Annotated in this window: 16 protein-coding genes, 1 tRNA gene and 1 pseudogene; 6 read left to right on the forward strand and 12 right to left on the reverse strand. The window is 71.5% G+C overall.

What is annotated here, in order from left to right:
• Positions 1-61: 61 nt before the first annotated feature.
• Positions 62-841, forward strand: a pseudogene (locus tag ACNTMW_RS23090) (PP2C family protein-serine/threonine phosphatase); the annotation flags it as partial.
• A 136-nt stretch (positions 842-977) separates the two neighbouring features.
• Here ACNTMW_RS23090 and ACNTMW_RS23095 read toward each other — a convergent pair.
• The gene (locus ACNTMW_RS23095; RefSeq protein ID WP_426635851.1) at positions 978-1,760 is read right to left on the reverse strand and encodes a 5-formyltetrahydrofolate cyclo-ligase; all 783 of its coding nucleotides are present in this window, start codon (positions 1,758-1,760) and stop codon (positions 978-980) included.
• 161 nt (positions 1,761-1,921) lie between these two features.
• Here ACNTMW_RS23095 and nhaA point away from each other — a divergent pair, with 161 nt between their 5' ends.
• From nhaA to ACNTMW_RS23110, 3 genes are read left to right on the forward strand one after another with little or no spacing between them, the layout of a single operon-like run.
• The gene (nhaA, locus tag ACNTMW_RS23100) at positions 1,922-3,289 is read left to right on the forward strand and encodes a Na+/H+ antiporter NhaA (RefSeq protein ID WP_426635852.1); all 1,368 of its coding nucleotides are present in this window, start codon (positions 1,922-1,924) and stop codon (positions 3,287-3,289) included.
• Between the two features lie 20 nt (positions 3,290-3,309).
• A complete protein-coding gene (locus ACNTMW_RS23105) occupies positions 3,310-4,725 on the forward strand; it encodes an AAA family ATPase (RefSeq protein ID WP_426635853.1) in 1,416 nt (471 codons plus the stop codon).
• 2 nt (positions 4,726-4,727) lie between these two features.
• Positions 4,728-6,686 carry a hypothetical protein gene (locus ACNTMW_RS23110; RefSeq protein WP_426635854.1) on the forward strand — a complete coding sequence of 653 codons (1,959 nt, stop codon included), beginning with the start codon at positions 4,728-4,730 and terminating at the stop codon, positions 6,684-6,686.
• A gap of 15 nt (positions 6,687-6,701) precedes the next feature.
• On the opposite strand, the gene ACNTMW_RS23115 is transcribed toward ACNTMW_RS23110, so the two are convergent.
• The 6 genes from ACNTMW_RS23115 to ACNTMW_RS23140 all read right to left on the reverse strand — a co-directional run bounded on the left by ACNTMW_RS23115 (position 6,702) and on the right by ACNTMW_RS23140 (position 13,359).
• The gene (locus ACNTMW_RS23115) at positions 6,702-8,342 is read right to left on the reverse strand and encodes a CYTH and CHAD domain-containing protein (protein ID WP_426635855.1); all 1,641 of its coding nucleotides are present in this window, start codon (positions 8,340-8,342) and stop codon (positions 6,702-6,704) included.
• Positions 8,343-8,490: 148 nt separating this feature from the next.
• Entirely contained in the window at positions 8,491-9,645 is a 1,155-nt protein-coding gene (locus ACNTMW_RS23120) for a magnesium transporter MgtE N-terminal domain-containing protein (protein ID WP_426635856.1), read from the reverse strand.
• 614 nt (positions 9,646-10,259) lie between these two features.
• Entirely contained in the window at positions 10,260-10,466 is a 207-nt protein-coding gene (locus ACNTMW_RS23125; protein ID WP_426635857.1) for a hypothetical protein, read from the reverse strand.
• A gap of 972 nt (positions 10,467-11,438) precedes the next feature.
• The gene (locus tag ACNTMW_RS23130) at positions 11,439-11,870 is read right to left on the reverse strand and encodes a hypothetical protein (protein WP_426635858.1); all 432 of its coding nucleotides are present in this window, start codon (positions 11,868-11,870) and stop codon (positions 11,439-11,441) included.
• A gap of 18 nt (positions 11,871-11,888) precedes the next feature.
• On the reverse strand, positions 11,889-12,326 hold the full coding sequence (locus ACNTMW_RS23135; protein WP_426635859.1) for a hypothetical protein: 438 nt from the start codon (positions 12,324-12,326) through the stop codon (positions 11,889-11,891).
• A gap of 388 nt (positions 12,327-12,714) precedes the next feature.
• The gene (locus tag ACNTMW_RS23140) at positions 12,715-13,359 is read right to left on the reverse strand and encodes a hypothetical protein (protein ID WP_426635860.1); all 645 of its coding nucleotides are present in this window, start codon (positions 13,357-13,359) and stop codon (positions 12,715-12,717) included.
• A 20-nt stretch (positions 13,360-13,379) separates the two neighbouring features.
• On the opposite strand from ACNTMW_RS23140, the gene ACNTMW_RS23145 reads away from it, so the two are divergent.
• On the forward strand, positions 13,380-13,595 hold the full coding sequence (locus ACNTMW_RS23145) for a DUF397 domain-containing protein (RefSeq protein WP_426635861.1): 216 nt from the start codon (positions 13,380-13,382) through the stop codon (positions 13,593-13,595).
• Here the strand turns inward: ACNTMW_RS23145 and ACNTMW_RS23150 are convergent.
• Positions 13,532-13,738 (reverse strand): hypothetical protein, encoded by a 207-nt coding sequence (locus ACNTMW_RS23150; protein WP_426635895.1) that lies wholly within the window; start codon positions 13,736-13,738, stop codon positions 13,532-13,534. The genes ACNTMW_RS23145 and ACNTMW_RS23150 overlap by 64 nt on opposite strands.
• A gap of 528 nt (positions 13,739-14,266) precedes the next feature.
• Here ACNTMW_RS23150 and ACNTMW_RS23155 point away from each other — a divergent pair.
• Positions 14,267-16,624, forward strand: a complete 2,358-nt coding sequence (locus ACNTMW_RS23155; protein WP_426635862.1) for an ATP-binding protein — start codon at positions 14,267-14,269, stop codon at positions 16,622-16,624.
• Positions 16,625-16,843: 219 nt separating this feature from the next.
• Here the strand turns inward: ACNTMW_RS23155 and ACNTMW_RS23160 are convergent.
• From ACNTMW_RS23160 to ACNTMW_RS23175, 4 genes are all read right to left on the reverse strand, one after another.
• Positions 16,844-16,918: transfer RNA gene (locus tag ACNTMW_RS23160), tRNA-Lys, on the reverse strand.
• 105 nt (positions 16,919-17,023) lie between these two features.
• Positions 17,024-19,429: a putative bifunctional diguanylate cyclase/phosphodiesterase gene (locus ACNTMW_RS23165; RefSeq protein WP_426635863.1), complete on the reverse strand. Its 2,406-nt coding sequence runs from the start codon at positions 19,427-19,429 to the stop codon at positions 17,024-17,026.
• 138 nt (positions 19,430-19,567) lie between these two features.
• Positions 19,568-21,031: a dynamin family protein gene (locus ACNTMW_RS23170; protein WP_426635864.1), complete on the reverse strand. Its 1,464-nt coding sequence runs from the start codon at positions 21,029-21,031 to the stop codon at positions 19,568-19,570.
• Entirely contained in the window at positions 21,028-22,896 is a 1,869-nt protein-coding gene (locus tag ACNTMW_RS23175; protein WP_426635865.1) for a dynamin family protein, read from the reverse strand. The genes ACNTMW_RS23170 and ACNTMW_RS23175 overlap by 4 nt, the downstream gene beginning before the upstream one ends.
• Positions 22,897-22,940: the final 44 nt, after the last annotated feature.

The following is a 22,940-nucleotide window of genomic DNA, read 5'->3' on the forward strand; positions in this document are numbered from 1 at the left end:
GTGAGGCTGAGCCTCACGACGCCGTCCGGTGTCGTACCGTCGAGGACGGAGAGGTGACGTCGTGAGCCTCGTCCTGCGCTACGGCGCCTGCAGCGACCGCGGTACCGTGCGGCCGGCCAACCAGGACTCCGCGTACGCGGGCCCGAAACTGACCGTCGTCGCCGACGGGATGGGCGGGATGGCGGCCGGCGACCTGGCCAGTCGGCTGACCATCGCGGCGATCGCCCCGTTGGACCGCATCGCGGTGGCCCGCGCCGTCGAGGACCCGGCGGACACCCTGGTCGAGAGCCTCCAGGCGGCGGCCGAGGATGCCAACCGGCGGATCCGTGACGAGGTCGCGGCCAACCCGGCGCTGGAGGGCATGGGCACCACCCTGACCGCCATCCTGCTGGCCGGGGGCAAGCTCAGCATGGTGCACGTCGGTGACTCCCGGGCGTACCGGCTGCGCGACGGCGAGCTGCAACAGGTCACCAAGGACGACACGTACGTGCAGATGCTGCTCGACGAGGGCGCGATCAGCGCCGAGGAGGCGGCCACGCACCCGCACCGGTCCGTGGTCACCCGGGCGTTGCAGGGCCGGCAGGTCGAGGCGCGGTACTCGGTGCGCCCCGCCGTGGCCGGCGACCGGTACCTGCTGTGCAGCGACGGGCTGACCGAGGCGGTCAACGCCGAGGCGATCGCGGCGGCCCTGGTGGGGTACCCGGATCCGCAGGCGTGCGCCAACCAGTTGGTGTCGCTGGCGCTGTACGAGGGCGCGACCGACAACGTCACCGTGGTCGTCGCCGACGTCGTCGAGGGCGAGCCCGGCGAGCAGTCGGGGTTCGTCCTGGGTGCCGCGGCGGAGCGCGAGCCGGTGATGGACGGCCCGGCCGGTCCCTGACCGTCGGGCGCGCCGGCCGCCCTTGATCGTCACAACTTGTCGGAAGTCGTGGTCTCACGCCCTGCCGGAGACAACGGTTTCCCGGAAACTGTGACGATCAAGCAGGGCGGTCAGGGCGCAGGGCGGCGAGCAGCGGGATGGCGGCGATCTTCTCGCCGGTCAGCTCCGACCAGCGGATCCCGCCCTCGGGCCGGGGTCCTCGCGACCCCCTACAGTCGATCACCCGCTCGGGTGTCACGACCAGATCCACGGGTACGTCGTGGGCCGTCGTCGGGATCGCTCCGGCCGGCCGTACCTGGAGTTCGTGGACCGTGGTCACGACCAGCGTCCGCGGGCCGATCAGCCCGGCCGCCGCGGCGAGGGCGTACTCCAGGTCGGCGAAGCCGCCACCCTTGCCCAGCCGCGCCCCGTCCTCGCCGACGGCCACGCACCCGGTGACGACCAGGTCGACCGGGGACAGGTCGGCCACCGCCACCCGCCGCGCCGACCGGGTCGCGCCGCTGATCGAGGCCGCCCTGCGCGGCGGGTCGGCGAGGTGGTCCGGGTCGAGCAGGAAGAACGGGTCGGGCTCGGCCAGGCGCGGTACGGCCATGTAGACGGTCTTGCCGTCCTCGAGCGCCCGCTGGCGTACCGGAAGCTGCGCCGAGTCCGGGTTGGCCTTGAGTGTCCCGGCGGCCCGCCACTCCGGCCTGGCCCGCAGCAGCTCGGCGGCGGCCTCGGCGCCCACGAAGTTGGAGATGCGGCCGGCCGCGCCGGGGAACCGGGCGACCCGCGCGGCGGTCAGCGCCGCCCACACCTCTTCGCGCAGGCCGGCCTTGGCGGCGAGCAGGTCCGCGTCGCCGCCGGCGTCGTGGTCGTGGCGAGGGGCACGTCGGGGCATGCGGCGTACCCTACCGGCGCCCACGACCGGCGAAGCCCGTCCCGGGGGTGAGACCGACCCTCTATCAGAAACGGGGGCATTGCGACAGGTAGGGTGGTCGCAGGTGTGCCGGGAAGTCTGGTCGGCGGTTCGTGGACCGACCCATGCCGAGGAGAGCCCGAATGCCGGACACCGGATCCAGCACCCGCACACCGGACACCGGCCGCGGCCCGTTCCGCCTATTCGCCCGCGGTTCGTGGCCGGAGGCGAGCCGCATCGCCGAGATCCTCCGCGAGGAGACCATCGGCGGGCTGCTCCTGCTGGTCGCCACGGCGTGCGCACTGATCTGGGCGAACTCGCCCTGGTCGGGCTCGTACCACGCGCTGCGGGACATCCGGGTCGGCCCGCACGCGCTGCACCTGGACCTGACACTGACCAGCTGGGCCGCCGACGGGCTGCTCGCGGTCTTCTTCTTCATCGCGGGGCTGGAGCTCAAGCGCGAGTTCGTCGCAGGTGACCTGCGGGATCCCCGGCGGGCCGCGGTCCCGGTCATGGCCGCCGTCGGCGGGGTGATCCTGCCGGCCGTCCTGTTCACCCTGATCGCGCGGGATGGCGGGGCCGGCGCGCTGCGCGGCTGGGCGGTCCCCACCGCGACCGACATCGCGTTCGCCCTGGCCGTCCTCGCCGTCATCGGCACCCACCTACCGTCGGCGTTGCGGACCTTCCTGCTCACCCTGGCCGTGGTCGACGATCTCATCGCCATCCTGATCATCGCGGTCTTCTACACCACGCACCTGGCAGTCGTACCGCTGCTGCTGGCGGTCGTGCCGATCGGGCTGTTCGCGCTGCTGGTACAGCGGCGGGTCCGGTCGGCGTGGCTGCTGCTGCCACTGGCCGTGCTGGCGTGGGGGCTGGTGCACGCCTCCGGCATCCACGCCACCGTCGCCGGGGTGGTGCTGGGCTTCACCGTCCCGGTGATCCGCAGCGAGGCGGCGGGCGGCCCGGACGCCGGCCCCGGACTCGCGGAGCACTTCGAGCACCGGTGGCGGCCGCTGTCGTCCGGGGTGGCCGTCCCGGTGTTCGCGTTCCTGTCCGCCGGGGTCACGATCGGCGGGCTGTCCGGGTTCGTCCGCGCCTTCCACGACCCGGTGGCGCTGGGCGCCTTCACCGGCCTGGTGGTCGGCAAGGCGGTCGGGGTCCTCTCGGCCACGTTTGGAGTCGCCCGGTTCACCCGGGCCCGCCTCGACACCGATCTGGCCTGGGTGGACGTGTTCGGCCTGTCGGTCCTGGCCGGCATCGGGTTCACCGTCTCGCTGCTCATCGACGAGCTCGCGTACGGCACCGACAGCGTCCGTGCCGACCACGTCAAGGTCGCCGTCCTCACCGGCTCGGTCACCGCCGCCCTGCTGGCCACGGTGGTGCTCCGGCTGCGCAACCGGACCTACCGCCGGCTGGCCGAGGCCGAGAGCGCCGACCACGACCACGACGGTGTCCCGGACGTGTACAAAAATCAGGTCCGCCATCTCCCTGATCATGGGAAGGACGAGTGATCGCGAGCTAGCGTCGATGCGTGACAGAAACGGCTGTGCCCACCCCACCGTCCGACCTGCCGCGCACGCTCGGCGAGTTGCGCGCGAGCGGCCACCGGTACCGCAGCGTCAAGCAGGAGCTGCGGGACAACCTGATCGCCCGGCTGCGCGACGGCGCGCCGAGATTTCCCGGCGTCGTCGGGTACTCCGACACCGTGCTACCGGAGCTGGAGCGCGCCCTGCTCGCCGGCCACGACTTCGTCCTGCTCGGTGAGCGCGGACAGGGCAAGACCCGCGTGATGCGCTCACTGGTCACCCTGCTCGACGAGTGGACCCCGGTGATCGCCGGCTCGGAGCTCAACGAGCACCCGTTCCATCCGATCACCCCGGCGTCGATCCGGCAGGCCGCCGAGGCCGGTGACGAGCTACCGGTCGGATGGCTGCACCGGTCCATGCGGTACGGCGAGAAGCTCGCCACGCCGGACACCAGCGTCGGCGACCTGATCGGCGACGTCGACCCGATCCGGGTGGCCCAGGGCCGTACCCTCGGCGACCCGGAGACAATCCACTTCGGCCTCGTACCGCGCACCAACCGGGGCATCTTCGCCGTCAACGAGCTGCCCGACCTCGCCGAGCGCATCCAGGTGTCGCTGCTCAACGTGCTGGAGGAGCGCGACGTCCAGATCCGCGGGTACCAGCTGCGCCTGCCGCTGGACCTGCTGCTGGTCGCCAGCGCAAACCCGGAGGACTACACCAACCGCGGCCGGATCATCACCCCGCTCAAGGACCGGTTCGGCGCCGAGATCCGCACCCACTACCCGCTCGACCTCGACCTGGAGCTGGACCTGATCCGCCAGGAGGCCCAACTCGTCGCGGCGCTGCCCGACCACGTCCTGGAGATCCTGGCCCGGTTCACCCGCTCGGTCCGTGAGTCGCCGTCGGTCGACGCCCGCTCCGGCGTGTCGGCCCGGTTCGCGATCGCCGCCGCCGAGACCGTCGCCGCCTCCGCGCTGCGCCGGTCCGGGCTGCGCGGGGAGAGCGAACCCGTCGCCCGGGTCTGCGACACCGTGTCGGTGACCAGCACCCTGCGCGGCAAGGTCGAGTTCGAAAGCGGCGAGGAGGGCCGGGAGGTCGAGATCCTCGCCCACCTGCTGCGTACCGCGACCGCCGAGACGTTCCACGCCCGGCTGGCCGGGCTGGACCTGTCCGGCTTCACCACCCTGGTCGCCGACGGCGACGTCGTCGAAACCGGGGAGCTGGTCAGCGCCGACGAACTGCTGCGCCAGGTCGGCACCGTACCGGGACTGGCGAAGGTCCTGGAGCGGCTCGGCCTCGGCGACGCGCCGACCCGCGGTGAGGCGGCGGCCGGCGTCGAGTTCGTCCTGGAGGGCCTGCACCTGACCCGCCGGCTGTCGAAGGACCTCACCGACGACGGCCGGACCGTGTACGGAGTCTGAGGATGGCATCCAACCGGTACCGGTACGGAGCCTGGCGCGGCGGGCCCGACCCGCTCGCGCCGCCCTACGACGTGCGGGCCGCCGTCGACGAGGTCGGCAACGAGGTCCTCGCCGGCGGCAGCCTGCGGGAGGCGCTGCGCAACCTGCTGCGCCGCGGCCCGCAGGGTGGCCGTGGCCTGGACGACCTGGCCGCCCGGGCACGCCGGCTGCGGCGGGAGGCGATGCGGCGCGGCAACCTGGACGGCGCGGTCACCCGGGCGCGGGCGCTGCTCGACCAGGCGCTCGCGGCCGAGCGGGAGGAGCTGGGCCGCCGCGACGACGACGAGGCCCGGTTCGCCGAGGCGATGCTCGACAACCTGCCCCGCTCCACCGCCCGCGCGGTGGAGGAGCTGTCGGAGTACGACTGGGCCAGTGCCGAAGCCCGGCAGGCGTACCAGCAGATCCTGGAGGGTCTGCGCCGGGACGTCCTGGAGCAGCGGTTCGCCGGGATGCGCGAGGCGCTGCGCGGGATGTCCGACCCGCAGGCCAACCAGCGGCTCAAGGACATGATGGGTGACCTCAACGACCTGCTGGCCCGGCACGCCCGCGGCGAGGACACCGACGACGCGTTCCGCGAGTTCATGAACCGGCACGGCGAGTTCTTCCCGGAGAACCCGGAGAACGTCGACGAACTGGTCGACGCGCTGGCCCGGCGCGCCGCGGCCGGCGAGCGGCTGATGCGGTCGTTGTCGGCGCAGCAGCGCGAGGAGCTGGGGCAGCTCATGGCCCAGGCGCTCGGGGACGCCGACCTGGCCGCCGAGATGGCGGCGCTGACGGGTAACCTGCGCGCGCTGCGCCCCGACCTGCCGTGGGCGCGCCGCGAGCAGGTCCGCGGCGCGGACGACCTCGGGTACGGGGAGGCGACCGGGGCGTTGGAGGAGATCGCCGACCTCGACGACCTGCTCGACCAGCTCGGCCAGGAGCACCCCGGTGCGACCCTCGACGACGTGGACGTCGAGGCCGTGGAGCGGGCCCTGGGCCGGGGCTCGGGCGACGACGTACGCCGGTTGCAGGAGCTGGAACGCGAACTGCGCCGGCAGGGCTGGGTCAACCGGGGCGCCGACGGGCTCACGCTCAGCCCGAAGGCACTGCGCCGGCTCGGCGGCACCGCCCTGCGTACCGTCTTCTCCCAGCTCGACAGCGGCCGGCGCGGGCAGCACGACCTGCGCTCGGCCGGCGCCGCCGGGGAGATCACCGGCGCGTCGCGGCGCTGGGAGTACGGCGACGAGCAGCCGCTCGACGTGGTCCGCACGGTCGCCAACGCGGTCCGCCGCGCCGGGCCGGCGACCCCGGTGGCCCTCGCGGTGGAGGACTTCGAGGTCGTCGAGACCGAGCGGCGGGCGTCGGCGGCGGTCGCGCTCTGCGTCGACCTGTCGTTCTCGATGATCTCCGAAGGGCGGTGGGGGCCGATGAAGCAGACCGCGCTCGCGCTGTCGCACCTGGTCGCCACCCGGTTCCCGCAGGACGCGCTGCAGATCGTCGGCTTCGGCCGGTACGCGATGCGGTTGTCTCAGGAGGAACTGGCCGCCATCGAGCCGGACATGGTGCAGGGCACCAACCTCCAGCACGCGCTGAAGCTCGCCGGCCGGCACCTGCGCCGCCACCCCGGGTCCGAGCCGGTCGTCCTCGTCGTCACCGACGGCGAGCCGACCGCGCACCTGCTCGACGACGGAGAGGCGGTGTTCTCCTGGCCGCCGTTGCGCGAGACCGTGTACGCGACGGTGTCGGAAGTGGACGAGCTGACCCGGTACGGCGCGACGCTCAACCTGTTCATGCTGGGCGAGGACCCCGGCCTGCGCCGGTTCGTCGACGCGGTCGCCCGCCGCAGCGGTGGCCGGGTGTTCACGCCTGACGCGCAGGACCTGGGCCGGTACGTCGTGAACGACTACATCCGGGCCCGGCGAGGCCGCCGGGGCAGATGACCCTGGCCGTCCCGCTTAGGACTCCAGCCAGCGGCGCACCTTCGGCCGGCGGGCCCGCGCCCGGGCGTCGCCGAGACGCTCCAGGCGGCGCTCGCCGACCGCCTGCTCACGGGCGTAGAGCAGCCCGTACGTGAAGGCGTTCTCGCCGTCGAGGTGTGCGCGCATCCCGTACTCGCGCAGCAGCTCCATGCTGGCGACGGTGTCGCGGTATCCGCCGAGCAGGTCCTGGAGGACGGTCAGCCGGTCGGCCAGGCGACGCGCCGGCCTACCCGACAGCGGGGCGAGCACCTCCACGGCGTAACGGGCCCGCTTGTACGCCCTGCGGGCGTCGTGCAGGCGGGTCTCCCGGTCACCGCCGGTGGCCGTGTCCGCTGCCGCGGTGGCGTCGGCGGTGACCGGCGTGCCGGTGGCAGCGGTGTCCGGCGTGCCGGTGGCAGCGGTGTCCGCGGCTGCCAGGGCGGTGTCCAGGTAGCGGTCGGCGCGGCGGACCGCCTTGCGGGCCCGGCGCCGCAGCCGCTTCCGGGGCACCCGCCCCGGTGGGGCGGTCTCCGCGAGGCCGTTCAGGGTGTCCAGCAGCGCCGCGTACCGGGGACCGCCGAGCGCGTCGGCCAGCCGGGTACGGGCGTCGGCGGTACGCGCGGCCAGCCGCCCGTGGATCCGGGCGGCCACCGGGCCGGCGACCAGCTCGGGCGGCTCCGCGGCGACCGCGACGGCCAGCCGCCCGTCCACCACGTCACCGTCGCGGACATCCCCGAGAAGCCCGCCCAGCCACCGGAGTTCGTCGCGCAGCCGCCCGGCATGCACAGGGTCGAACAGCGGGCGGAAGGTCCGCAGGGTACTGCGCAGTCGCCGGATGGCCACCCGCATGTCGTGTACGGCTTCGGGGTCGCCCCGACGCACGGCTTCGTCGGTGTCCAGGATCGCGTCGTACTGCCGGCGAAGGTACGCGTTGAGCGCCCGAGCGCCGGAACCGACCGGTCCGGACGGCTCGGCTGTCCCGGATGCCTCGGGCCGGTCGAGCACCTCGGGCCGGTCGGGTGTCTCGGACGGCGCACCCGTCGGCCCGGACAGTGCGCGGGCGAGTTTGGACGGTGACCTGGCCGGTAGGGCGCCGGCCGACCGCAGTACCTCGTCGACGGCGTCCAGCACGTCCCGCCCACCGTCGGCCAGTTCGACCTCCACCTCGCGCCAACGCTGCGCCGGCGCTGTCCGCCCGACCGGCTCGCTGGTGACCAGGTCGTCGGCGATCAGCGCGAGGACGGTCCCGTCGGCGGCGCGGAGCGGGCGCTCACGGCGTCGGGTACGGATCCGGGCGACCGGCACGAGCGGCTCACCGCGGCTGAGCGCCCGCACCTCGTCCTGTACGGCGGGCGGCACCTCACGACCATGGCCGTCGAGTGGAAGGTGGAGCTCTGTCCGGTCGCCACCCGTGGCGGGCCGCTTGAGGTGCCAGCCGGCGTCGTGACCACCGGTACGCCGGCGCAGCGTCACCCGCTCCGCGGCGAGCAGCAGCCCCGGCGTGTCGTAGTAGACGGCGTCCAACCGGTGCTCGGCCGGTTCGTCCACGACGATGACGCCGGGTATCCCGGTGAGGTCGGGTACGGCAAAATCGGCAGGCACCTCATATTTGCGCTCGATCTCCGTTTTCCTCGCCATTCCACCGGCGTACCCGCCGGACGACCGGGCCTAACGAGGCCGCTCCGGGTATCCGCGGAACCCGGCCGCCGACCTCCGACCCCGGCCGCTCACCGGTTTCTCCATAGCGACCGGTCAGTGGTTTCCGGGACCGGACGGTCACCGATTTTCACGGTGACCGGCCAGTGGTTGCCGAGGTGACCGGCCAGTGGTTGCCGGAGTCGGACGCCGCCACGACGCCGGCGACCCGGTCAGGTGCCATGTTCGCCAGAATCTCCGCAACCCGACTTTCCGGAATCTGGCCCAGCAGGGCCGCCGCCTGCGTGTCCGGCATGATGGTCAGCGCCCGTGCGGCCCAATCGACCGAAACCAGTGCCAATACCCGCGCGGTAGCCGTACCGGCGCCCATTCCGGCAATGATCCGCGCGGCCCGGTGGGCCGGCATGCCGGCCAACAACATGGCCGTGCGTTCTGCCGGCACACCGGCCAGAATCTTCGCCGCCCGATGGTCGGCCGGCATGACCGCCAATACCCCGGCCGCCCATTCGTCGGGCATTCCGGCGAGAACCGCGGCGGCTCCCGGCGGCGGCATCATGGCGAGCAACGTCGCGGCTGCCCGGTTCGCCGGCATTCCCGCCAGGATCGCCGCCATCCGGTCCGTCGGCAGCACCGCCATCAATGCGACGACACGTTCGGCCGGTAACGCGGCGAGCACCGCGGTGACCCGGTCATCGGGAAGTTCACCGAGAGCCGCGATGGCGGCTTCGTCGGACAGGGTGGCCAGCAGAGCCACCAGTTCCATGTTGCCCATTCCCGCCAGTACCGCCACCCCTGGCACGGCCGGCGATTCGGCCGCGGGTGATTCGATCAGGGGTGATCCGGCCTCGCGTGGTCCGGTCACCAGCGACTCAGTGACCAGCGGTTCGGACGCCGGCGCGGAGGACCGCCCGGTCAATTGTTCGGAAATATCAGCCGGCCACGAATCGGACTCCGGAGGCGGTGCCTGCCGTTCGCGGTACTCGTGATTCGCGGCAGCCCGCCGCCAGGCCATCCGCCAAAGCTCGACGTCTTCTTCCCGGTGCACGCCACAGGCCCGGACGAACGCCACGACAATTTCCATCCGGGGAAGATGGCGACCGCGTTCGGCATCGGACGCCGTCGCTCTCGGCAGGCGGACAGAATCGTTTTCACAGCGCGCTTCCATCACCCGGAACGATGGCCGACCCATCCAGCGACGTAACTTGCCCAGCTCTCGACCAAGCTCGGCGACGCTGGTCACGGCGTCCGGGCGGGGCTCGAGGTCTGACAGGTCGGGTGTGGTCACAGTGGCCCTTCCCGGACGTCCGAAGGCGTCCGACACTGTCCGAGGATGATCGAGTCCGGCCGACCGTAGCCGATCATTCCCGGCCGGAGCGCCCCGACGCGCCCGCCCACCCCGCTCCGGTCGCCCACAATCACCCGCTCGCGGTACCGGGCACACCGGAGGCGGTAGGGGCCGCGCCGGAGGCGACTCCGGGCGCGCCGGGCGCCGCTGGTCCGACGCCCTCGCCCGGCCGGACGCGCCGAGTGGAGGCGACCGGCCGGTCCGAATCATGCAACCACGAACCGCATGTTCAACTGATCTCTAGCGCTACAGTCCCGGGGCGCAAGCGTGGTGCCGGAGCACTTACCGGCTCCGGCGATATTGCGGCATTTGCCGGAAAATACCGGGCAGGACTGTGTCCGGCTCCGGTCGGCGGGACTCCGCAGGTCACGATGAACATCTGGTCGAATCCACCCGCGCGGCGTCGCTGGACGATCATCTTTTCCCGTGCGAGCGGGTCGCCATTCACCTGCCGGCGCCAACCGACCTGCTACATGGGTCGGAACAGGTAGATGAACGGATTACCCTCGTCCGGTATCGCCTGGAGCTCGAACTTCTGCGTCTTCTTCCTGGTGTCACACCGCCGCCGCACGACGGCCGCGCCATCGGTGTGGCCCCGTTTGGCGCTGGCCACGGAAGGCACCTGCCGGAATGAGCGGCCGGATCCGGTGCGGGCCGGTCTTGTCCGATTCGGCGGCGCGCGCAGCGGTGTCATGCTGAACGAAGGCCACCATGGTGAATCCGGCGCCGACGATGAGCACCAGGCCGAACAGTTGGAACAACCTGCTTACCATCACACCGACCCTCTCGTGTCACAGAACCGGAACGTGTCATTGCCTCATTTCAGGCAGAGCAGGACGCGCAAATCACGGACGTGCCGGGTGGGTAACATGGTCAGCACCGCGGAAGGCGTACGGTCCATCACGGCGAGACCGCGCCGCTTCGCCTTTTTGTCGCACCGTCGGGTTTCCAGGAGATTCTTCCGACTGCCCACCCGGATGCCCATTCGTGGTCTCGAAGCGGAAATTCCAGTGCTTCCACCGGGGCGCGGCGGCGCTGGCGGCGACGGCATTGCCGGCCACTATCGCGAGTACCAGCGTTACTGCGCCGGTGTGCTTAAGTAACTGTCCTGCGAACAGGCGTGAGTTTCTCAGCCGACAATGAACCGGGAGAGAGCACCTGCCCACAACGGCGGCAGGCGTACGGAACAATTCCATACCGTCCGACTCCGATGAACACGAAGGACGCCGGCGGACGTACGACAACAGTGGCGAGGTATCCCGCTGATCACCACCGCTGTTTCCAGGGCCGGACCCGCAGGGTGCGGTTCCATACGCCCCGATATCTCGCCGGACCGCAGGTCGTACAGGTGGCCTGGGTTCACCCGCCGCCGACCGATCCGGCGGCGCACTGACCCGCAACCCGTATCGAGGAGTCGGACGTGGCCATGACAATCGCCAAGACGTTCGGACCGCTGCTATTAGCCGCCGCCGTCATCGGCGGAGGTGTCCGCCGAGACCGTCCCGGTTCACCGCGACGCGCCCTCACCGTCCCGCGGGAACCTCGCGGTTGTCGTACCGACGACGACCGACGACGACCGACGACGACCGGCAAGCCGGACAAGCCCACCCGCATCGACCCGGTACGAGCCGGTGGGCCCGTACCGGGTCGACGGTGCCCAGCCGATCGCGGACCCCTACCCTCCGGTCGTCACGCTCGGCCGAGCACCGGTCGTACCGGCACGGGGATGCTCCTCAGCCGCAGTGCGTCCCACTGGGTGACTGCCAGCGACCTTCCTGGCTGCTGCTGGCGTACGTGCCGCCGCCCCACCGGATGCAGTAGCCGCGGGCGTACCCCTTGGCGACGGCGTAGTACTTGTAGTCGTCCTGATCCTGGTAGGTGGTGAACGGCGACTCGGACAGGTCGAACGAAGCCCAGGTGAACGTCGGCGTGCCCACGTACGCGCTCTTGATCGTGGCCACGCAGTTGTACCCGTTACCCGAGTTGTAGAGCAGGTACACGGTCCCGCCCCAGGACAGGACGTGGTGGTCGATGATCGAGTACCCGGAGCCGCAGACCCCCTGCGGGGTGTACGGGTTGGTCGCCGCTGCGGCTGGCACGGCGGTGCCCGCCAGCACGGCGGTAACCGCGGCCCCCGTTGCCGCCAGCCCGGCAAGCTTGTTCATCGGTACTCCTCTCGCTGCTCAGCAGCGGATGTCGGTACGCGCCGAGGCGCCGTCCGGGATCCAGCCGATCGCCTGGGTGCAATTGGAGAGGGTGTTCGTGCCGCTCGACCAGACCTCCACCGGGTTGCTGTAGTTGCACTTCGTGCCCTCGAGCGCGCTGTTGTCGACGTTGCCGACCGCCGCGCACGCCTCCCAGTGGCTGTGCGACGACCGGTAGCTCGACCAGACATACACGTACGCCCAGTTCTTGTTGCAGCCCTTGAACTGCTTGACCGAGGCGAAGGTGCTGCCGCCGACGGTGATGTAGGACGTACTTCCGATCTGGACGGTGCTCGAACAGCCGGGCGCCGACTCCGCGTATGCCGGGGCCGTCACGGCGGCCAGCGACGCCGCCGTGCCGAGGGTGGCCAGGGCGCCGATCCTGACGAGTCGTTGCGCGGTACGGCCGAGCTTCATCTGGTCTCCTTCAGGGGTCGAACAGCCGCGCGTCGAGGGACGCACGGCCGGTACGCGGTGTTGCCGGTTGCCACCGCTCCGGCCACCGCCGGGGCGTGGTCCCCTGAATGTCTAGTCACCGTGGGCGTTGTCCGACAGGCGTACGGCGACCGGTCAATCAACTCCGTACAACCCGTACGCCCAGGTCGGGTCGTGCGGGACTGCCCGGTACGACCCGAGGCGTTGTCGTCGCCCCGCCATGCCCGTTCAGCTGGAGCCACCGAGCCGCAGCGCGTTCGGCGAACGTTCGGGTCCGATAGACGAGGCGTGCCTCATGACATCCACCTGGAGATCCCGGGTCCTCCTGCTCGCCGCGGCAGCGACCGTCATCGGCCGCTACAGAGGTGGTTCAGCAGGGCACGCCGAGGGGCAACCGGACAGTCGCGTCCTGACGACCGTCCGCGTGGACGGTCAGGACAACGCATGCCGGTTCGCGCGTCGTCACGCCGCCGGTGTAGCCGAGCGGCTGCTGAGGGCACGATTCGAAGGTGATCGCCCGCCGCCCGGACGCCGGGTCCTCGGTGCCGAGGGTGGTGTCGGTGGAGGCGGAACTCCAGTACGGGAACGGTACGTAGTACAGGCTTGCGGTGGTGGGCTGGGCAACCGTGACCGTGGTCCATCGCGCCGCGTCCGCGGTGACATACAGGAATGCCTTCCAGAACGTCGCCCGGTCGCCGTCGGCGTTCGCGGTCGGTTGTCGGACCGATTCCGGCCAGCCGTCCGATGCCAACCCGTTGAACCGACGCAGGTTGGCCGAGGGGGTCGTGACTCCGGTAGCCGCATCCTCACAGGACAGTCGGGGCGGAGCGACGAGGTAGCGGCCGGACGGGGACGGGCCGGCCACGGGCGACGAGCTGGAAACGGCCGGGGGCCGTGTCCGCTGGTCCGAACGGTCGGCCGGGGTGCACCCGGACGCCACCGTGACGAGGAGCATCACCACTGCCCTCGCGCCCGGTTGGGACAGCCCGGGGCAGTGGCCCCGCAGGGTACTCATGACAACGGCCTCCTCCAGACGTGCCACCGGGCCAGGGACAGTGCGTCGAGGTGGTCGATCTCGGCAACAGGGTGGCCGTGCGTGACAGCAAGAACCCGACCGGCCCGGCGCTGATCTTCTCCGCAGGCGAATGGTCCGCGTTCCTAGCCGGCGGCTCCGGAATTACCAGGATCTACGAAGGACCGCCGGCGGCAGAGTGCGGAGGGTCCCGCTGTTCGATCGGGGAGCCGAGGTAGACCTGCAGGATTTCCGGGCGCTCGGCGGGCCGGGTGTCCCGGAGGACGCGGTACAACCCGGCGAGCCAGACGGCGCGCCAGACCAGGCCTGGGATGACGGTCACGACGGCGGTGACGAGGCTGCCGATGAGCCAGGCGTTCATGGATCCCCCTCACGAGCTGGATGAACCCAGGAAACCGGGCAGCAGTGGTGTCCGGCGATCTACGTGGACGAATTCCGTACACCTAAGTTGTGGCGGTCCGAAAGCTACATTTGCAGAGTGTCCGATGTGGGAGTTGGCGACCCGACCGGGGACGACCCGGTGGCGGTTTTCGCCGCGCGGCTACGACAACTCCGGGTGGATTCCGGTGGACCCTCGGTGCGGACACTCGCGACGCTCACCCGCAAAGTTGGCCTTCCTTGCTCGCACAGCACGATCCAGGACAAGCTGAGCGGTAAAACCACACCGGAGTGGGATCACGTCGAGGCGATCGTCCGGGCCTGCCACCGGTACACCGGTGGTGACGGCGAGCCGGATCTCAAGCCGTGGCGGACCTGGCATCGGCAGATGGGAACGGACCTCGCGATGCTGCGGCAGGATCAGCGCCGTTACCGGGACCCAGCGTTCAGACTGGCCGCCGATCCCGGCCAGCGATATCGGCTTGCACCGTTTCGCAGGAAGCCGGCGCCCGTGCGGCTGCATCGGGTGCGCCAGCAACCGAGCTGGCTGCTGGCCGCCCACCACCAGGTGGTGCCGTTCGTCGGCCGCGAATCAGAGCTCGCCGAGCTGACACAGTGGCGCGACGACCGGGATCCAGCCCCGTCGGTAATGCTGATCCATGGTCAGGGCGGCCAGGGCAAGACCCGACTGGCGGTCCGGTTCGCGGAGCTGGCCGTGAAGGCGGACTGGACGGTGCGCGTCGCCTCCCGCCACGACGCGCCCTCGCACGCCGGGACCGCCGGAGGGCACGGCGACGCGCGACCGTCGACAGCCCCTGCCAAGAGCGGAACGCTGATCCTGGTCGACTACGCCGAGCGGTGGACCACCGCCGGCCTGTTGACCCTCGTCCGTCACCAGGCGTCCGCCCGGCGCGCCCGGATCCTGCTGCTGTCCCGGTCTACCGGTAGCTGGTGGGACTCCCTGTCGTACCACCTCGGAGACGAACTGGACGTCGGCATCGCGTCGATGCGGCTGGAACCGCTCGCTCCGGACGTCGACGAGCGCGCCAGGATGTTCGCCACGGCCCGCGACAGCTTCGCCGAGATCTTCGACATCGATGAGGCTGACACCATCGACCCGCCGACCAACCTCACCGACGAGGCGTTCGGACTGACGCTGACGATCCACATGGCCGCGCTGGCAGCCGTGGACGCCCGCCACCGCGGCGCCACGCCACCCGAGGACGGGACAGGGCTGGCGACCTACCTGCTCGGCCGGGAACGCGAGTACTGGCGGAGACTGCATGCGCTGCCCGCCGACGACCCGGCTCATGTGGGCACCACGCCGGAGGTACTGGCCCGCGCGGTGTACCTGGGCACCCTGACCAGACCGGTCACGTACGACACCGGCCGCGCGGTGCTGGCCCGCACCCGGCCCCACCCCGACGAGACCGCCGTCGACCGCATCCTGGACGATCACCTCCGCTGCTACCCGCCGAACGATCGGGCCAACGTCCTGGTACCCCTCTACCCCGACCGGCTCGGCGAGGACTTCATCGCCCTCACCATGCCCGGTCACCCGTACGCCCAGCCGACCGACCCGTGGACCGCCACCGCCCTGAACCGGCTCCTCGTCAGCGACACCGGTGACGTCCTACCGTGGGCCGGCTCGGCCGTGACGGTCCTGGTCGAAGCCGCCCGACGCTGGCCGCATCTACGCGGCGGCCATTTGTACCCGCTGCTGGTCTCGCATCCGCACCTGGCCGTGGCCGCCGGCGCCGCGGCGTTGACCCGCCTGGCCGAGCTGCCCGACATCCCCATGGCCGTGCTCGAGGCCGTCGAAACGGCCCTGCCCGAGAATCGTCACATCAACCTCGACACCGCCGCCGCCGCAATTTCCATTCGTCTCACCGAAGCCCGAGTGGCGCAGACGACGGACCGGGCAGAACGCGCGTATCTGTACGAGAACCTCGACTTCCGTCTGTCCAATGCGGGCTTCTATCCGCAGGCCCTCGCGGCAGGCGAACAGGCCGTTGCCCTTTACCGCAAACTGATGGACGCCGACCCTGTCAGGTTCACGGACAGGTTCGCGGCGGCCCTCGGCAGCTACGGCGTCAGCCTGATGCAGGTGGGCCGGCAGGCAGACGCGTTGGCTGCCGGCAAGGTGGTCGTCCAGTTGTATCGGCGGCTGGCCAGGGAGAACCCGGCCAGGTTTGCTCCCGACCTCGCCAGAGAACTGGCAAACATCAGCATCAGATTTGATGACACCCACCTTGACCGGGCACATGACGCCGCCGTGGAAGCCGTCCAGATCCGCCGCCGCATCGCGACCACGTATCCCGACGCCAACCTCGCGCGATACCTGCACAACCTCGGGGAGGTGCTGTGGCGACTCGGGCGACGCAGGGAGGCGCTGCACGCCGCGATCGAAGCGGTTACGACCATGCACCGGTCGGCGGTAGCCGACCCGCAGACCTGGTTGCCCGACCTGGCCGCGCTGATGCACAGCCTCAGCGTGGCCCTTCGCGCGAACCGCCGGACCGAGACCGCCCTGGCGGTCACCGACCTGACGGTCCGGATCTACCGGCGGCTCGCCGTAGCCAACCCCGTCGCCTTCGAACCCGGCGTGGCCATGGCCTTGGCCCATCGCGCCCTGTGCCTGAGCGAACTCGGCCGCCAGTCGGACGCACACGCCGCTATCCAGGAAAGCCTGGAGCGGTACACGGCACTGACCGGTGGCCTGCCGTGGATGATCCATCAGCCACTGCGGTGGTCCCTGACGATGTACGCCAACAATCTTGACGAGCTCGGCCGGGCCCCGGAGGCGGCTGAGATACGTCGGGTCCTGAGAGATTCGTCCGCCCGGCAGACCCGGCCCGCGTCGGCGTAGCCGTCGTACCGCGCGATTCCAGCGTCACGACAGCGGGCATGTGCATGCCGACGACCTCTGCGCTCATACGTCGGGTCCTAAACGAAACGCCTCCGGCACCGACCCCATCGCCGATAACCGCATCCGGAAGGCCACTCGCCGTGCTGTCGTCGATGGGTGGACACCTGCCCGGTTCCCACAATGCTCGATCGATCTTGGAAGAGTCGCAGGTCAAGATGCTGGTGGGCCGCCAGGGACTCGAACCCTGAACCTACGGATTAAAAGTCCGCAGCTCTGCCATTGAGCTAGCGGCCCGACGGGTGCCAGGTTACCGCCCGGAGCGCCACAGCGGATACCGGGTAGCGCAGCGCGGCCGCCCAGCCCCGCTCACCCGGCCGGCGCGGGAACGCTCAGCCCCGATCACGCGGCCGCAGCGGCGGTGGCGGCGACGTCGAACCGGCCCCCGGTACGCGCGAGCAGCGCGTCCAGCTCCTCGGCGGCGATCGGCCGGGAGAAGTAGTACCCCTGGGCCAGCGTGCAGTGCACCTGCCGCAGCCGCGTGGCCTGGGCCGGGGTCTCCACCGCCTCGGCGATGGTGCGCAGCCGCAGGCTGCGACCCATCTGGACCATCGCCCGCAGGAACGCCGCCGGGTCGGTGCCGCCGGCCGACTCCTGCACGAACGCGCGGTCGATCTTCAGGATGTCGACGGGCAGGGTACGCAGGTACGCCATGGACGAGTATCCGGTGCCGAAGTCGTCGACGGCGATGCGTACCCCGTGCGCGCGGAGCCGGTCGAGGATCTCCAGCACGGCCACCGACTCGGCACCGCCGTCGGCGATCAGGATGGACTCGGTCAGTTCCACGACGAGGGCCGAGCCGGGCAGCCGCTGGGCGGCCAGCTCACCGAGGATCATCTCGGCGAGGCCGGGCTCACCCAACTGCCGCGCGGACACGTTGACCCCGACGGACACGCCGTACTGTTCGTACCAGGACCGCGCGTCGCGCAGCGCCCGGCACAGCACCCAGGCGCCGAGCTGGTTGATCAGGCCGCTCTCCTCCGCGGTCGGGATGAACTCGGCCGGCGAGACCGGCGGCCGGCCCGGCGGCATCCAGCGCACCAGGGCCTCCACCGAGGTGATCGTGCCGGTGGCCAACTCGACCACCGGCTGGTAGTGCACGGTGAACTCCTCGTCGGCCAGGGCGCGGCGCAGGTCTGCGACCAGTCGGGTACGCCGGTCGCGCTCGACGGCCAGCGCCGGGTCGTACCACTCCACCCGGTTCTTGCCCGCCTCCTTGGCGGCGTAGAGGGCGAGATCGGCGCGGCGCAGCGCCTCGCCCTCGGGCAGCGGCCCGTCGGTGAGGAGGACGCCGACGCTGCCGGTCAACGCGGTCTCCCGGTCGCCGGCCACGAACGGCTCGCGCAGCGTCTCGACCATCGCTTCGGCCACCGCCTGGACGCCGGCCGGGCCGACCCCGTCCAGTACGAGGGCGAACTCGTCGCCACCGAGGCGTACCAGTACGCCGTCGGTCACCGCCGACCGCAGCCGCTGCGCCACCTCGACCAGCAGCACGTCGCCGACCGGATGCCCGTACGTGTCGTTGACGTCCTTGAAACCGTCGAGGTCGAGCAGTACCAGCGCGTGCCGGCCGGTCACGGCCTTGAGCCGCTCGTGCAGCAGCGCCCGGTTGCCCAGCCCGGTGAGGCTGTCGTGCAGGGCCCGGTGGGTCAGTTCCTCGCGTAGCGCCTGCTGCTCACGCAGCGCGGCGCTCAGGGCGAGGGCGTGCGAGTCGAGGTCGGCGGCGCGCCGGTGTGCCACCCGCGCGAGCAGCCCGAGCCGTACCACCAGCAGGACCGCGGTGGTGGCGGCGAAGACCATCGGCATGACCAGGGCGCCCGACGGGCTGCCGGCGCCGCGGACCACCACGATCCCGATCGACGCGGCGGGCGCCACCAGGGACAGCAGGGCGTAGAGCGCCATCCGCAGCGGCGAGGCGATCGGCTGGCTGCGCTCGATCATCCCGGTCGACCAGGCCATCGAGGGGTGCAGTGCCGCGGCGCCGAGGAACAGGTACGTCAGGATGTACAGCGGGGCGGCCAGGCTGCTGCCGAGGGCGCCGTTGTGGTGCGCGGTGAGGATGTAGTAGACGCAGTCGGCGACGAGCATGGTGAACGCCGCCATGACCATCAACAGGTACGACGGCGTGCGGATCCGGGCGCTGAAGATGAGCCGGACCGCCATCGCGACGATGAGCAGGTCCGCCCCGGTGTAGACGAGGTACATGACCACCCGGCTTCCGATGACCGACCACTGCGCCACCATCGGAGCCATGACGAACGTCCAGCTCAGGGCGAACAGGCCGGACACCACGAGGGCCGCGTCGACCACGCTCTCGTAGCCGGGCCGGCTGCGGTCGCGGCGCACCCAGGTGGCCAGGGCCACGGTGATCAGCGGGTACGCGCTGACGAACAGGATGTCACCCGGGGACGGGAAGCCGATCTGCCCTCGCAGGATCATCTCGACCGCCCACCACAGCACCGCCGCCAGGGAAACGGCGACCCCTGCGGTGAACAGCCGCCAGGGGCGCGGGAAGGTGGGGCGGTGCCAGCGCGCACCGATGATCAGCGTGGCGAGGGCCGACGCGCCGACGGCCCCGTACAGGCACTGCCGGACGGTTTCGGGCAGGGTGGGCGCGACCGCCATGATCACCAGGCCGACCAGCAGGTACCGGCGCCACCACGGACGCTGCCGGCGCGCCACCGCTCGGCCGGCGCCCGGTGCGCCGGGCCGGTCGGTCAGCCCGGTGAACGCTGTCGACTCTCCCACCCCGACAGGTGTACCGGCCGGGGGTTGCCGTTGCGGTCACCGTCGGGTGCGGGATCGGTTGCGCTCGGGTGCGGGTCCGGCCACCCACGACCGGACCGGCAACGCGACCGGCCGTCGGGACCCGGGCCGGTACCGGGCTCAGTGCCCCGACAGCTGCGCCAGGATGCCCTCACAGCTGCGTACCACCACCGCGGCCGCCCGCCGGCGGTCCAGGCTGGCCAGTGGGTCCTCGGCGTGGTTCTGCCAGCGGCCCAACGCCTGGGAGCCCAGTTCCCACAGCTCGGCACCGCCGGCCTGGTGGTCGGCGCCGAGCCGGGTCGCGAGGTCGGTGCCGTTGCCCCCGACGAGGCGCTGCGCCTCCGCGGTCAGCTCGGTGTCGAACCCGAGCTGCGGGTCCTGTAGGTCGGCGAGCAGGCGGAGCTCCCGGAAGTCGTGTGCCCCGGCGAGGAGGTACTCCACCCAGGCGAGCAGGTCAGGCGTACCGGGCCGGGGCTGCTGACGCAGGATCGACTCCAGCGCCAGCAGCGCGGACCGTGCCCGGAGGACGTCCGACCGGTCGGTGAAGTGGCGGGCGATGCACTCGCGCAGCTCGGTCAGGCCGCTGCGCCGCACCAGCTCCGCCGCCAGCTTGGCCCGGGTGTCACAGCCGGTACGGGCCAGGGTCGTGGCCAGCCGGACGCCGAAGATGCCCAGCCGGTCGAGCAGCGCGCGCCGGACCTCCGGGGTGACCGGCGCGGCGAACTGGGCACTGACGAACCGGTCCGCCGACAGCAGGTACGCGTCCAGCTCCGCGCGCGGGGTGGCCGCGAGCGCGGCGAGCGCGGCGAAGTCCGACTCGGTCAGGACCCGGCCGGCCACGGCGACGAGGCCACCCAGCGCGACCACGGCCGTGCACACGGAACTGACCCCCGGGTCGTGGTGGCGGCGCCGGGCCAACTGCCGGGCCGTCACGAGCGCGTCGACCCGGCCGCCGCCGACCTCGTCGGCGCGCGCCAGCACCAGGATCACGTTGGCCGGCGCGGCCCGGGCCACGCCGGAGTCCTGGAGGGACCGCAGGAACTCCAGGTCGGTGCCGCGCGCGTCGCGGGTCAGGTAGAGCACGGCGTCCGCGTCGCGCAGGAGCCGGTCCGCGTACGCCGTACCGCCGTCCTCGCCGGTCGGCGCGACGGCGGGGGTGTCGACGAGGGTGATGTGCCGGAGTGCCCGGGTCGGCCACTTCACGACGATGTCGTCGACCTGGTCGGACCGCCAGCCGCCGAGGTCGACCCGCATCCCGCTGGCCGACCTGGTGGCGGCCAGCTCCCGCGCCGCGCCGTCGGCGGAGTAGGCGATCACCTCGGGGGACGGGCCGTCCTCGTACCAGGTGAAGACCTGCCGGCCGTCCTCGATCTCGACGGGCGCGACCTCCTCGCCCATGATCGCGTTCACCAGCGTCGACTTGCCCGACCGCCAGGAGCCGGTGACCGCGATGCGCAGCGGCTGGTCGAACCGGCTGAGGTGGTGGTGCAGCCGGGCGGCGGCGTGCCGGTCGTCGCGGTACAGGTCCAGCGCCTGGTGCAGCAGCTCCCACACCGACTCGGCCAGCCCGGCCCCGGGTCTCACCGGGCGGCCTCCAACCGGGTGCGCAGCGTCCCGCCCCGGCCGGCGGTCAGCTCCTGCGCCTCCTCGAACAGGATGGCCAGCCGCTTCATCGCCTGGTCGAGCTGCTGGTGCCGCTTCTCCCGCTCGGCCACGTCGGCGTCGGCCGCCTGCTTGGCGGTACGGAACGACTCCACGATGGCCGCCTGCAGCTCCTCGGTGAGCGCGGCGAAGTGGTCCCGGAGCATCCGGTGTACCTGCCGCGCGGTGTCCCGGGTGTCCTTGCTCAGCCGGAGGAAGAAGTCGTCGACGTGCCGCTGGGCCGCCGTCTTCGCGGCTGCCTGGCGCCGCTTGAGCAGCGACTTGCTCTCGTCCAGGATGCCCTTGCTACCGAAGATCGCACCGGCGCCCAGCGACACGGGGTTGACCAGCGGCATCCCGGCCAGGGTGGTCGCCATGCCGAACATCAGCAGGCCACCGTACGAGCTGCGCAGGGCGGTGAAGACCTTCTGGGTCGGCGTGAACTTCTCGATCTGGGGCTTCTCGATGGCGGGTACCCGCTCGGACAGGTCGTCGGGCACCTTGACCGACCAGCCCGGCAGCACGTCCGCCCCGTACGTGGCGAAGTTGCTGGCGACCTGGTGCGTGACCCAGTCCAGCCGCTGGACCATCCACTCGAAGTTCGCCTCCGCCGCCTCGACCAGGTTCTCCTCCAGCCACGACTGGAACGTCTCCCAGCCGCTCAGCGGATCGGCCGTGTCGAACGCCTCGTCGACCTTGCGCAGGATCGTGCGGGTCCGGTCGCGCAGGTCGTACTCGATGTCGGAGATGAGGTCGGCCATCTCGTCGTTGAGCGTGTTCTGCCACTTGGTGGTGCGCCGGCGTAGGTCGTCGACCGCGCGCTGGGCCTCCTGCAGGCGGGAGATCGGCCCGGACACCTGGGGCGACACGGTGACCGCGAGCTCGACCCGCAGCGGCGCCGCGAGCTGCTCGACGACGGTGCGCGCGACCGTCCCGACGCTGGTCCGGGCCAGCGTGTCGCTCTTGGCGCCATGGTCGGCCAGCAGCCGCGCGATCAGCTCCGGGAAGCCGGACTCGGCGTTGATCGCTTCGTCGTTGGTACGGGCGGCCTGGAGCCGGAGCGAGGCCGAGACCGGGATGACCGTCGCCGTCGCTCCGGCGGTGGCGAGGTGGTGCCGGTTCCGCTCGGCCACCGCCCGCCAGTCCGGCGCCAGGTCGATCTTGCTGAGGACGACGACGACGTTGGTGTGCGACTGGGTCACGTGGAGCAGGAGGTTCAGCTCGCTGACGGACAGTTCCCGGGTGGCGTCCGAGACCATCAGGACGGTGTCGGCACGGCCGAGGGCGGAGAAGATGCTGGCGTCGCGCACCGGGTCCCGGCCGTCGGTGCCCGGGGTGTCGATGAAGATGAGCCCCGCCGCGAGCAGTCCACGCGGCACTCCGACCTCGAGGTGCGTCGACGCCGCATCGGGCCGGTGCGGGATCCGCCCGGTGATCCCCGTCGCCGGGTCGATCGGGACCGGGATCCGCTCCGGCCGCTGCGGCTGCGCGGGCAGCTCGCCGCCACCCTGACGCTGGCGCGGCACCGGGGTCCTGACCAGGGTGGCGGTCGGCGCCTCGGCGTGGTGGACGATCGTCGGGACGGTCGTGGTAACACCGTCACCGACAGCGCAGACCGGCGCGTTGACCAGGGCGTTGATGAGCTGGCTCTTGCCCTGCTTGGGCTCGCCGATCACGAGGATGCGCAGCCGTGGATCGAGCAACTGGGTCCGCTTCTGCTGTAGCCACTGGATCAGGTCGCTGCGGCCGTGCGCAGCGCAGACCCGGGTGGTCTCATCGAGCAGGTCGAGCCAGATAGGGGCCGTCACCGATATGAGTGTGCTGATTTCGCCGTAATTATCAAGCGGGCAGT

The organism is Planosporangium spinosum (assembly GCF_049999945.1).
GTDB classification, from domain to species: Bacteria; Actinomycetota; Actinomycetes; order Mycobacteriales; family Micromonosporaceae; genus Planosporangium; species Planosporangium spinosum.

Excerpts from the sequence above, each read along its gene's own strand:
- ACNTMW_RS23095 (WP_426635851.1), bottom strand. The coding sequence starts at position 1,760 with ATGCCCCGACGTGCCCCTCGCCACGACCACGACGCCGGCGGCGACGCG.
- nhaA (WP_426635852.1), top strand. The coding sequence starts at position 1,922 with ATGCCGGACACCGGATCCAGCACCCGCACACCGGACACCGGCCGCGGC.
- ACNTMW_RS23110 (WP_426635854.1), top strand. The coding sequence starts at position 4,728 with ATGGCATCCAACCGGTACCGGTACGGAGCCTGGCGCGGCGGGCCCGAC.
- ACNTMW_RS23115 (WP_426635855.1), bottom strand. The coding sequence starts at position 8,342 with ATGGCGAGGAAAACGGAGATCGAGCGCAAATATGAGGTGCCTGCCGAT.
- ACNTMW_RS23130 (WP_426635858.1), bottom strand. The coding sequence starts at position 11,870 with ATGAACAAGCTTGCCGGGCTGGCGGCAACGGGGGCCGCGGTTACCGCC.
- ACNTMW_RS23135 (WP_426635859.1), bottom strand. The coding sequence starts at position 12,326 with ATGAAGCTCGGCCGTACCGCGCAACGACTCGTCAGGATCGGCGCCCTG.
- ACNTMW_RS23140 (WP_426635860.1), bottom strand. The coding sequence starts at position 13,359 with ATGAGTACCCTGCGGGGCCACTGCCCCGGGCTGTCCCAACCGGGCGCG.
- ACNTMW_RS23150 (WP_426635895.1), bottom strand. The coding sequence starts at position 13,738 with ATGAACGCCTGGCTCATCGGCAGCCTCGTCACCGCCGTCGTGACCGTC.